The sequence below is a fragment of the Kitasatospora sp. NPDC043949 genome (assembly GCF_056435365.1).
Genome location: NZ_JBWKEQ010000010.1, coordinates 188,961 through 200,233, shown reverse-complemented (window position 1 = coordinate 200,233; position 11,273 = coordinate 188,961). Strand labels below are relative to the sequence as shown.

Here is an 11,273-nt window from a genome sequence, read left to right as displayed (position 1 = left end):
GCAACCTTTGCCCCCCTGTCTTCTACCCTTCCCCTTCCCTCCCCCCCCCCCCCCCCCCCCCCCCCCCCCAACAACACCCCCCCCCCCCCCCCCGGCGGCGTTTAGGCTCCCTGTCATGCATGACGTACAGCTCCTGGTCGAAGCCGTCGACTCCTTGGCGGATCGTTTCCGCTCGCTGCCGCAGAGCAAACTGCTGGGCGCCGTGCCCGGGTACGAGTCCCGGGCGGGGGCCGCGCTGGCGTTGGCCCGGCGGCTGGCGGCCCTGGCGCTGGCGGCGGAGGGCGGGCCGGAGCGGGAGTTCCCGGACGCCGGGGCCTTCGCGGCGGGGGACCAACTGGCCGTCGCCGGGCACGACCTGGCGGCCGCGCTGGCGGCGCTGCCGGAGGGCGACGCGGTCGCCCTGCCGGGCGGGCCGGTGGCGGCCGCGGAGGTGCTGGCCGGGGCGCTGGCCGCGGTGCGGGAGACGGCGGCGCTCTGCGGATAGACGTCCGGACACGCCGAAGGCCGGCCGGGTCGGTAACCCCTTGACCCGGCCGGCCTTCGGCGTGCTGTGGTGTGCCGCGCTGCTGGGGCGGCGTCAGATGCTGGCGACCACCCGGTCGGCGAGGACGTAGACGGCCTCCTCGTCGGTGGAGAAGGTCAGCGAGTACGAGCCGGAGAAGCGCGAGCCGCCGAGCAGCCGGACGTGCTCACCGGCACGGACCGCGTCGATCAGCCGGTAGGCGGCCTCCCGGTCGCCCGGGGCCACGCAGAGCGTGGTGCCGTCGGCGAAGGCGTACACGTCCAGGGTGCCCAGCGGGCCCGGGCGGACGTCGATCAGGGCGACGGCCTCGTCGGCGAGGGTGGCCAGCCGGGTGTCGGTCCACTCGCGGGACGGCGCCTGGCTGGGCACGAAGTCGGGGTGGGAGGGGTGGCGGCGCGGGTCGGGCGCGGCGACCGGGGCGTCCTCGACGGCCTGGTCGGCGTCCAGCAGCCCGGCCTCCAGGCCGGTGGCCAGCAGGTCGGCCTCGCGGCGGGCGCGGGCGTCCCCGGTGGGTTCGGCGGAGCCGGCGGAGGAGGTGCCGGTGGAGAAGGTGCCGGCGCCCTGGCCGGGGAACAGCGACGAGCCGCCCTCGGGTCCGGGCTCGGCGGGGCCCTCGTTGATCAGGTCCTCCAGCGCGGAGCGCAGCGCCTCGCCGAACTCCGGGTCCATGGTGCCGGCGTTGTCGACGGCGTCCTGCGGGCCGGTGGGGCGGGGGAAGAACAGCGGCCACTCGTCGGTGCTGGCGAACGGGCCGGTGTACGGGGAGTCGAACAGTGGCGCGTCCTCGGCCGCGCGGGCCTCCTGCTCGGCCCAGAACGCCCGGGCCTCGGTGATCTCCCGCTCGCGGTCGGCGGCGAGTGCCTCGGTGACGGCCTGGCGTATCGCGGCCTGGTCCACCGGGGCGGGTGCGGCCTGGGCCGCGGCCCGCGCGTCCAGCCGGCGGGAGAGTCCCCGGAGGTGGAGCAGCACGGCGGTCGACACGGTGATCAGGATCAGCAGCAGGATGGTGTAGACGGCGCTCACGGAACGTACTCCTAGCGAGGAGCGGAACGGGGTTACGTGTCCACACTGCCGCATCCGGGGCTGTTGCCGCAGTGGCGAATGTCTAATTTGTGGGGGACTTTCGCTCTTGTCCCCAAATTGTTAGGTAACACCGTTCTACGCAGTGGAGTTGATCCGCTCCGCAGTGTCGATTTCCGAGCTGAAAACGAGCGAAAAGAGGGCCGGATCGACCTCGCGATGTGATCCGGCCCTCAATTACTCACGGTCACTCCAAATGGGTGGTCCAGACCCTTTCGGGGCGGCCCGGCGGGTCAGCTGAGCCGCTCGATCACCATCGCCATGCCCTGGCCGCCGCCGACGCACATGGTCTCCAGGCCGAACTGCTTGTCGTGCCACTGCAGGGAGTTGATCAGGGTGGTGGTGATCCGGGCGCCGGTCATGCCGAACGGGTGGCCGACGGCGATCGCGCCGCCGTTGACGTTCAGCTTGTCCAGGTCGATGCCGAGATCCCGGTAGGACGGGATCACCTGGGCGGCGAAGGCCTCGTTGATCTCGACCAGGTCGATGTCGTCGATGGTCAGGCCGGCCCGCCGCAGCGCCTGCCGGGAGGCCTCGACCGGGCCGTAGCCCATGATCTCGGGGGAGAGCGCGCTGACGCCGGTGGAGACCACCCGGGCGAGCGGGGTGATGCCCAGCTCCCGGGCCTTGGTGTCGGACATGATGACCAGCGCGGCGGCGCCGTCGTTCAGCGGGCAGCAGTTACCGGCGGTCACGGTGCCGTCCGGCCGGAACACCGGCTTCAGGCCGGAGACGCCCTCCAGTGTGACGCCGGCGCGCGGGCCGTCGTCCTTGCTCACCACGGTGCCGTCCGGGAGCGTCACCGGGGTGATCTCGCGCTCCCAGAAGCCGGCCTTGATGGCGGCCTCGGCGAGGTTCTGCGAGCGGACGCCGAACTCGTCCTGCTCGGCGCGGGTGATCCCCTTGAGCGCGGCCAGGTTCTCGGCGGTCTGGCCCATCGCGATGTAGGCGTCCGGCAGCAGGCCGTCCTCGCGCGGGTCGTGCCACTCCCCGCCGCCCTCCTCGGCGCGCTTGGCGGTACGGGCCTGGGCCTCGTCGAAGACCGGGTTCGTGGTGCCCGGCATGCCGTCCGAGGTCCCGTTCACGCTGCGCGAGACGGTCTCCACGCCGGCCGAGAGGAAGACGTCGCCCTCGCCGGCCCTGATCGCGTGCAGTGCCATCCGCGTGGTCTGCAGCGAGGACGAGCAGTAGCGGGTGATGGTGGCACCGGGCAGGTAGTCCATGCCCATCTGGACGGCCACGATGCGGGCCAGGTTGTGGCCCTGCTCGCCGCCGGGCAGGCCGCAGCCGAGCATCAGGTCGTCGATCTCGCGCGGGTCGAGCTGCGGGACCTTGGCCAGGGCGGCCTGGATGACGTGGGCGGTCAGGTCGTCGGGGCGGACGTCCTTGAGCGAGCCCTTGAAGGCCCGGCCGATCGGCGAACGGGTGGCGCTGACGATGACGGCTTCGGGCATGGCGGGCTCCTCGCTGGGTGACGGCGGACAGGCGTCCGGGAGGAAAGTTACCGCCTGGTAGATCAGGCGTCACCCGTCCCGGCGTGTGAGCTGGCCGACGTGTCGCCGGCCTCTGGAACGGCTCCTTCCCCGGCCTCCTCGGGCGCCCACGAGCCGGGCAGCCCGACCCGCAGCCGGTGGCGAAGCAACGCCCAGCGGCGGCCGGCGCCCTCCGCCTCGACGGCCGCGACCTCGGTGCCCGAACGCCCGGCCGCGGCGGCGGCGGCCATCGCCACCGGCAGCACCGTCCCGCCCGGCACGGGTGCGGCCGGGCGCTCCTCCTCCGGCCAGAGACCGAGCGCGGCGCACACCGAGGGCAGCACGGCCATCGCGGCCGTCGCGTAGCCCTGGGCGGACGGGTGGTAGCGGTCGGCGGCGAACATCTCCGGGCGCGCCGCGAACTCAGGGCCCAGCAGCGAGCCCAGCGAGACCGTCCGGCCGCCGGCCTCCACGACCGCGATGGTCTGCGCGGCCGCCAGCTGCCGGCTCAGCCGACGGGCCACCCAGCGCAGCGGCGGGTGCACCGGCTTGATCGTCCCGAGGTCCGGGCAGGTGCCGACCACCACCTCGCAGCCGTTCGCCCGCAGCGCCGCGACCGCCTCGCCGAGCTGGCGGACGGCCAGCTGGGCCGGGCTGTGCCGGGTCACGTCGTTGGCGCCGATCATGAGCACGGCGACGTCCGGGTGGTGCGGCAGCGCCTGCTCCAGCTGGCCCGAGAGGTGGGCGGAACGGCCGCCGGTGCGGGCCACGTTGACCAGCCGGACCGGGCGTTCGGCCACCGAGGCCAGGCCCGCGGCCAGCAGCGCGCCCGGGGTCTCCCGGGCCCGCAGCACACCGAGGCCGGCGCCGGTGGAGTCACCGAGGACGGCCAGCACCAGCGGCGGCTGCGTGGCGGCGGAGCTGTCGGCGAAGGCCTCGCCGTAGACGCCGTCGGCCTTGGGCGGATCGCCCTCCAGCACGCCGATGGCCTGGATCGCCAGCTTGCTCTCGGTGAGCAGCACGCCCACCAGGCCCACGCCCAGCAGGCCGAGCCCGCCGCCGCCGTACGCCGCCGCGGTGGCGATCCGGCGGGCCACCCGGGCCCGCGAGTCCTGTGCCCCTGGCATCCGATGCCCCCTTCGCGTCCTCGTGCCGCCCCCTCCGGGGCCATGGCGATGCCTGCACCCCCCTCCTACCCGCGCGGGGGCCGGGGCTACCTGCGGGGCTGGGCCATTGGGGGGAGGAGGGCGGGTGGGGGGCCGCCGCGCGGGGCCGGGGCGGGGCGAGGGACGGGTGGGGCGGAAGGGCGGGCTGGGGCGGGCGGCACGGCCTAGGCTTTGCAGTACCGAAAGCACTCGCATGCCCACAACCGGGAGGACCCCCGTGCGGTACCACAACTCGATCATCGACCTCGTCGGCAACACGCCGCTGGTCAAGCTGAACAAGGTCGCCGAGGGCATCAGCGCGACAGTGCTGGCGAAGGTCGAGTACTTCAACCCCGGCGGTTCGGTGAAGGACCGCATCGCGATGCGCATGATCGAGGCCGCCGAGGCCTCGGGCGCCCTGAAGCCGGGCGGCACCATCGTCGAGCCGACCTCCGGCAACACCGGTGTCGGCCTGGCGATCGTGGCCCAGCAGAAGGGCTACAAGTGCATCTTCGTCTGTCCGGACAAGGTGTCCACCGACAAGATCAACACCCTGCGCGCGTACGGCGCCGAGGTGGTCGTCTGTCCCACCGCCGTGGCCCCCGAGCACCCGGACTCGTACTACAACGTCTCCGACCGGCTCGTCCGGGAGACCCCGAACGCCTGGAAGCCGGACCAGTACTCCAACCCGGACAACCCGGCCTCGCACTACCACTCCACCGGTCCGGAGCTGTGGGAGCAGACCGAGGGCCGGATCACCCACTTCGTGGCGGGCGTCGGCACCGGCGGCACCATCTCCGGCACCGGTAACTACCTGAAGGAGGTCTCGGGCGGCAAGGTCAAGGTGATCGGCGCCGACCCGGAGGGCTCGGTCTACTCGGGCGGCACCGGCCGGCCGTACCTGGTCGAGGGCGTGGGTGAGGACTTCTGGCCGACCGCCTACGACCGTGACGTCGCCGACGGCATCGTCGCCGTCTCCGACAAGGACTCCTTCCAGATGACCCGCCGCCTGGCCAAGGAGGAGGGCCTGCTGGTCGGCGGCTCCTGCGGCATGGCCGTGGTGGCCGCGCTGGAGGTGGCCAAGGACCTGGGCCCGGACGACGTCGTGGTGGTGCTGCTGCCGGACGGCGGCCGCGGCTACCTGTCCAAGATCTTCAACGACGACTGGATGGCCGACTACGGCTTCCTGCCCTCGGCCACCGACGAGGCGCACATCGGCGAGGTGCTGGCCCGCAAGGACGCCATCGAGCACGAGGGCATCCCGCAGTTCGTCCACATGCACCCGAACGAGACGGTCGCCGAGGCGGTCCGGGTGCTGCGCGAGTACGGCGTCTCGCAGATGCCGGTGGTCTCCCCGGGTGCCGGCCACCCGGACATCATGGCCGGCGAGGTGATCGGCTCGGTGGCGGAGAAGCTGCTGCTGGAGGGCGTCTTCGCGAAGGAGATCGAGCTGACCGACACGTTGGACCGGGTGATGTCCAAGCCGCTGCCGGTCGTCGGTGCGGGCGAGACGGTCACCAACCTGATGACCGTGCTGGAGAAGGCCGACGCCGCGGTGGTGCTGGTGGAGGGCAAGCCGCAGGGCATCGTCACCCGCCAGGACCTGCTGGGCTTCCTCGCCGGCCGCGCCGCGCACTGACCCGTCGGCCCCGGCCCTGACCGGCCCCGCCGCCGGCCCCGATCCCGCCGCCGGCTCCGGTCGGCGGGGCGGACGAGGGTTCGCCCACGCTTTGCCCGCGGTTCGCCCACGGGCGAAGTGGTACACCGGCGTCACCTGCCCGCAGCACGCGGTTAACAACGGTCCGGCATCGTGGTGGTCAACGGCAAGACGCCGAGCGAGACGACGGCAACCGTCCGGGAGCGGCTCCCCGGCGGACGCGGTCGGCTCCGGACACGTCGGGCGGTCCTGACCCGACCCGCCGTGTCCGCCCTCCAGCCCGGCAACGGGGGAGAGGGGCCTCCGCGGGAGGCGCCGTCGTCCCGCCCCTGCCCGGCTGCGGCCGGTCGACAGGGTGCGGCGGCTCCCGCGGCACCGCGCGCCGCACGGCGCGTCTCCGCGGTTCCCGGGTGGGGGAACCGAGGCGGAGAACGGCAGGGCCGGTCCTTCTCCGAGGGACCGGCCCTTCCCGTACGCTCACACGCATGACCAGCACTGAAACCACCCAGGACGAGCCGCGCTACGTCCGGCTCAAGATCGAGCTCATCGCGGAGATCACCGACGAGGGCGCGCTCAAGGCGGCCGCCCTGAAGCAGGTGACCGAGGACGAGTACCTCGACGACGACGAGCGCGCCCAGTCCGTCGACGCCATCGAGGTGGACCCGTCGGGTTCGCTCGCCCACTTCATCGACCCGGTGGCGCTGCTCGGCGACGTGCCGGGTGTCGAGCTGGCCTCGGCGACCTGGGAGTCGGCGCAGACCGAGTTCGACCCCGAGAACGAGGGGTGGGACGAGTACGTGGTGGACGAGTCCGCCGAGTAGCGGCCTCGCCCCGCTGGCTCGTCACCGCTCGTGAACGCCCGGTCTGCCCCGCAGGCCGGGCGTTTTTTCCCTGTTCACCGGGAAGTTGGGTCATCTCATACGATCGCTTACCCTTCGGAGGTGGAACCGTGCACGGGCGGATTGCGTTTCTGTATCCGTAAATGCCCGGGATGATCAGCAGGGAGACGCGACGTGACGGCACGGGACGGTCAGGGGCGGGCAGGCGGAGGCAACTGGAGCCGGCGCGGAGTGCTCGCGGGCCTGATCGGGGCGCCGGTCCTGCTGCTCGCGGCCTGCAACGACACCAAGAGCGCCGACGCCAACGGCTCGGGCGGCTCGGGCGGTTCCGGTGGAACCCCGGGCACCGGCAGCGGCTCCGGCGGGACCAGCAGCGCGCCGAAGACCTCGACCGCCGTCATCACCGTCACTCCTGCGGACGGTGCCGCCTCCGCCAGCTTCAGCGAGCCGGTCAAGGTCACCGTCAGCAACGGCACCCTGGGCACCGTCAAGGTCACCGACTCCACGGGCAAGGAACTGGCCGGCCAGCTCGCCTCCGACGGCGCCAGCTGGACCTCGGCCGCCGCCCCCGCCAGCGGCACCAAGTACACCGTGGCCGCCACCGCCCTCGACAAGGACAAGCTGGAGGCGGACGCCAACGCCACCTTCACCACGGCCACCCCGGCCAACACCTTCGTCGGCTACTTCACGCCCGAGGACGGCTCGGTCGTCGGCGTCGGCATGCCCGTCTCGATCACCTTCAGCAAGCCGATCACCGACCGCAAGGCCGTCCAGCAGGCGATCACCGTGATAGCCGAGCCGGGCGTCGAGATCGTCGGGTACTGGTTCTCCAGCACCCGCCTCGACTTCCGGCCGCAGGAGTACTGGGCCAAGGGCACCAAGGTCACCCTCAAGCTCCGGCTCAAGGACGTCGAGGGCGCCAAGGGCGTCTACGGCACCCAGTCCAAGGACGTCCGCTTCACCATCGGCCGTGCCCAGACCAGCGTCGCCGACCTCGGCGCCAAGAAGCTCACCGTCACCACCGACGGCCAGGTCAGCGCCGTCTACAAGATCTCCGGCGGGTCGCCCGAGCACCGCACCTGGGGCGGCAAGATGGTGATCTCCGAGCAGTTCCAGCAGACCCGGATGAACTCGCAGACCGTCAACCTCGGCAGCGAGTACGACATCGCGGACGTGCCGCACGCCCAGCGGCTCACCACCTCGGGCACCTTCATCCACGGCAACTACTGGTCCTCGTCGTCGATCTTCGGCGGCCAGAACACCAGCCACGGCTGCATCGGCCTCCAGGACGCCAAGGGCGCGCAGGACGGCAGCACGGACGGCTACAAGTTCTACAAGAGCTCCATGGTCGGCGACGTGGTCGAGGTCGTGAACTCCGGTGACAAGACCGTCGCGCCGGACAACGGCCTGAACGGCTGGAACCTCGGCTGGGCCGCCTGGAAGGCCGGCAGCGCGGTCTGACGCCGGGAGCCGCCGGGAGCCCGCCGGTCAGCGCTTGGCGTAGTCGGCGAAGCCCTGCCAGTCGACGATGACGCACGGCTCGTCGCCGACGATCCAGGCGTCGTGCCCGGGCGGGCAGATCATCAGGTCGCCGGGGCCGAACTCGGTCTCCTGACCGTCGTCCATGACGATCCTCATCCGGCCCGAGACCACGTACCCCGTGTGGGCGGCCCGGCAGCTGTCGGTCCTGGCGATCGGCTTCACGTGCTTGGACCACTGCCAACCCGGGTGGAACACGGCCCGGCCCACCGGGCCGGCGTCCAGGTTGACCAGGCGCAGCTCCCCCGTGCCCTCCTCGAAGGGGCGGACCTCCTCGGGGGCGTCGAAGTTCATGCGGACGAGACCGGACATGGCGCACTCCTCTCCGCGCGGACGGCCCGGCCGCCCGCGCGGAGAGGAGGCAGGCCCGTCTGCTGGCCCTTCCAGTCTGCGCCCCGACCGGCGGGCGGTCACCTCGGGTGGCCGGCCCGCCGGAACGGTCACGGACGGTCAGCTCTGCGTGCGGGCCACGCCGATCGGGCAGGAGGCGCCGGTGCCGCCGAGGCCGCAGTAGCCGTTCGGATTCTTGGCGTCGGACAGGTACTGCTGGTGGTACGGCTCGGCCGGGTAGAACGGGCCCGCCGGGGCGATCTCGGTGGTGATCGGGCCGTAGCCGAGCGCGGTCAGGGCCGGCTGGAAGGCGTCCCGGCCGGCGGCCGCGGCGGCGGCCTGGGCGGGGGAGTGGGTGTAGACGGCGGAGCGGTACTGGGTGCCGACGTCGTTGCCCTGGCGGTTGCCCTGGGTCGGGTCGTGCGCCTCCCAGAAGGTCTTCAGCAGCCGCTCGTAGGAGATCACCGAGGGGTCGAACACCACCCGGACCGCCTCGGTGTGCCCGGTCAGCCCGCTGCACACCTCCTCGTACGTCGGGTGGGGGGTGTAGCCGCCCTGGTAGCCGACCAGCGTCGTCCAGACACCGGGCAGGCGCCAGAACGTCCGCTCGGCGCCCCAGAAGCAGCCCAGCCCGAAGTCGGCCACCTCCAGGCCGTCCGGGTACGGCCCGGTGAGCGGGTGGCCGAGCACGGTGTGCGGCTCGCGCAGTGCGAAGCCCGGCGACTCCCGGCCGGGCAGCGCCTGGTCGGCGGGAACGAGCGAGGTCTTGTGGCGGTTGAACAGCACGGCCTGCTCCTGCGGGGTAGGGAGGGTTGCGCAGGATTCAACGCGGCGGGCCGCCCCCGGATTCCGGCGCCGCCCGGATTCCGCCGCAGCCCCGGTTCGCAGCCGGCCCGGTTCACGGCGGGCTGGGACGTTCCGGAGGGCGCCGGGCCGCACGGCCACTAGGCTCGACCCATGACCGAGCACCAGCTTCCCCAGGGCTTCGAGACCCTCGCCATCCACGCGGGTCAGGAAGCAGACCCCCAGACCGGGGCCGTCGTCACGCCGATCTACCAGGTGTCCACCTACAAGCAGGACGGGGTGGGCGGCCTGCGGGGCGGCTACGAGTACAGCCGCAGCGCCAACCCGACCCGCACCGCGCTGGAGGAGTGCCTCGCGGCGCTGGAGGGCGGCGCCCGAGGCCTCGCCTTCGCCTCCGGCCTGGCCGCCGAGGACACCCTGCTGCGCACCATCCTCAAGCCGGGCGACCACATCGTGATCCCCAACGACGCCTACGGCGGCACCTTCCGGCTGTTCGCCAAGGTGCTGACCCGCTGGGGCGTCGAGTTCTCCGTCGCCAACACCCAGGACCTGGCCACCGTCCGGGCCGCGCTGCGCCCCAACACCCGCGCGGTCTGGGTGGAGACCCCGTCCAACCCGCTGCTGGGCATCACCGACCTGGCCGCGCTCGCCGAGGTCGCGCACGGCGCCGGCGCGCTGCTGGTGGTCGACAACACCTTCGCCAGCCCGTACCTGCAGCAGCCGATCGCGCTCGGCGCGGACGCGGTCGTGCACTCCACCACCAAGTACATGGGCGGCCACTCGGACGTGGTCGGCGGTGCGCTGGTGCTGGCCGACGCGAGCCTGGGCGAGGAGGTGGCGTACCACCAGAACGCGATGGGCGCCGTCTCCGGGCCGTTCGACGCCTGGCTGGTGCTGCGCGGCATCAAGACGCTGGGTGTCCGGATGGACCGGCACAGTGCCAACGCGGAGAAGGTCGCCGAGCTGCTGGCGAGCCACCCGAAGGTCAGCCAGGTGCTGTACCCGGGCCTGCCCGAGCACCCCGGCCACGAGATCGCCGCCAAGCAGATGAAGGCCTTCGGCGGCATGGTCTCGTTCCGGGTCCAGGGTGGCGAGGAGGCTGCGGTCGAGGTCTGCAACCGCGCGCAGCTGTTCACCCTCGGCGAGTCGCTCGGCGGCGTGGAGTCGCTGATCGAGCACCCGGGCCGGATGACCCACGCCTCGGTGGCCGGTTCGGCGCTGGAGGTGCCCGCCGACCTGGTGCGCGTCTCGGTCGGCATCGAGTCGATCGACGACCTGCTCGCCGACCTCAAGCAGGCACTGGGCTAGGACGCGTTCAGAGGCCCGGATTCTGTTGAGGATCTTCGGCCTCGATGAGCCGGCTGGGGACCTCGGTGGTCACCTGACGCGCTGTCGGCGCACTCGGCCGGAGGAGCCCCTGCGGGCTCCTCCGGCCGGTCCATCGCGTCATGCCCTCACGCGCTCGCGCCGGAGCGGTCCTTCAGGAGCGCTTCCAGGAAGTGGGCGACGCGGAAGCGCAGTCCTCGTTCGGACCGGACTCACCGCGTACCAGGTCCCAGAGGTTCCATCCGCCCCACAGGGTCCATGAGTCCGCTGAGGCCCATGAGTGCGGCGGGTGAGGGGGGCGCGGACACGGCTTCGGCGGGCACTTCTCGTCCTCGACCGTGATCGTCACACACGGGCAGTCCACGGTCAGTTCGACCGTGGTCACCGCGGTCTGGGGCAGTTCGTAGCCGGGGGGAGCGGCGGTTTCCTGCCAGTAGTAGGTGCCGAACGGAAGGTTGTCCGCGGAGCAGGTGCCGTTCGCTCCGGTGGTGCAGGGGGAGCCGACGGGGGTGTCGGGGTTGGTTCCGGTGGTTTGGAGGCCGGGGGTGCCGTTGGTCT

The 11,273-nt window shown here is 72.5% G+C and carries 11 protein-coding genes; 5 read left to right on the top strand and 6 right to left on the bottom strand.

Annotated features, from left to right (window positions below):
• The first annotated feature begins 115 nt into the window (after positions 1-115).
• Positions 116-484 carry a hypothetical protein gene (locus tag AC07AL_RS11510; RefSeq protein WP_363629614.1) on the top strand — a complete coding sequence of 123 codons (369 nt, stop codon included), beginning with the start codon at positions 116-118 and terminating at the stop codon, positions 482-484.
• Between the two features lie 93 nt (positions 485-577).
• On the opposite strand, the gene AC07AL_RS11505 is transcribed toward AC07AL_RS11510, so the two are convergent.
• The 3 genes from AC07AL_RS11505 to AC07AL_RS11495 all read right to left on the bottom strand — a co-directional run bounded on the left by AC07AL_RS11505 (position 578) and on the right by AC07AL_RS11495 (position 4,202).
• Entirely contained in the window at positions 578-1,546 is a 969-nt protein-coding gene (locus AC07AL_RS11505; protein WP_363585476.1) for a hypothetical protein, read from the bottom strand.
• A gap of 290 nt (positions 1,547-1,836) precedes the next feature.
• Positions 1,837-3,057: an acetyl-CoA C-acetyltransferase gene (locus tag AC07AL_RS11500; RefSeq protein ID WP_063348024.1), complete on the bottom strand. Its 1,221-nt coding sequence runs from the start codon at positions 3,055-3,057 to the stop codon at positions 1,837-1,839.
• Positions 3,058-3,119: 62 nt separating this feature from the next.
• Positions 3,120-4,202, bottom strand: a complete 1,083-nt coding sequence (locus AC07AL_RS11495) for an SGNH/GDSL hydrolase family protein (protein ID WP_363585475.1) — start codon at positions 4,200-4,202, stop codon at positions 3,120-3,122.
• Positions 4,203-4,458: 256 nt separating this feature from the next.
• On the opposite strand from AC07AL_RS11495, the gene AC07AL_RS11490 reads away from it, so the two are divergent.
• The 3 genes from AC07AL_RS11490 (at position 4,459) to AC07AL_RS11480 (ending at position 8,177) form a co-directional block, all read left to right on the top strand.
• Positions 4,459-5,859, top strand: a complete 1,401-nt coding sequence (locus AC07AL_RS11490; protein WP_363585474.1) for a cystathionine beta-synthase — start codon at positions 4,459-4,461, stop codon at positions 5,857-5,859.
• A 503-nt stretch (positions 5,860-6,362) separates the two neighbouring features.
• Complete coding sequence (locus tag AC07AL_RS11485) at positions 6,363-6,698, top strand: hypothetical protein (RefSeq protein WP_063348021.1); 336 nt, start codon at positions 6,363-6,365, stop codon at positions 6,696-6,698.
• 192 nt (positions 6,699-6,890) lie between these two features.
• Complete coding sequence (locus AC07AL_RS11480; protein WP_350880015.1) at positions 6,891-8,177, top strand: L,D-transpeptidase; 1,287 nt, start codon at positions 6,891-6,893, stop codon at positions 8,175-8,177.
• 27 nt (positions 8,178-8,204) lie between these two features.
• Here the strand turns inward: AC07AL_RS11480 and AC07AL_RS11475 are convergent, their stop codons facing one another.
• Positions 8,205-8,567: a cupin domain-containing protein gene (locus AC07AL_RS11475; RefSeq protein ID WP_350880013.1), complete on the bottom strand. Its 363-nt coding sequence runs from the start codon at positions 8,565-8,567 to the stop codon at positions 8,205-8,207.
• Between the two features lie 138 nt (positions 8,568-8,705).
• Positions 8,706-9,371: a peptide-methionine (S)-S-oxide reductase MsrA gene (msrA, locus tag AC07AL_RS11470; protein ID WP_478317361.1), complete on the bottom strand. Its 666-nt coding sequence runs from the start codon at positions 9,369-9,371 to the stop codon at positions 8,706-8,708.
• A gap of 171 nt (positions 9,372-9,542) precedes the next feature.
• Between msrA and AC07AL_RS11465 the strand changes: the two genes are divergently transcribed.
• The gene (locus tag AC07AL_RS11465) at positions 9,543-10,697 is read left to right on the top strand and encodes a cystathionine gamma-synthase (protein WP_063348017.1); all 1,155 of its coding nucleotides are present in this window, start codon (positions 9,543-9,545) and stop codon (positions 10,695-10,697) included.
• 172 nt (positions 10,698-10,869) lie between these two features.
• On the opposite strand, the gene AC07AL_RS11460 is transcribed toward AC07AL_RS11465, so the two are convergent.
• Positions 10,870-11,273: prealbumin-like fold domain-containing protein (locus AC07AL_RS11460; RefSeq protein ID WP_478317360.1), on the bottom strand; the 404-nt coding region annotated here is incomplete at its 5' end.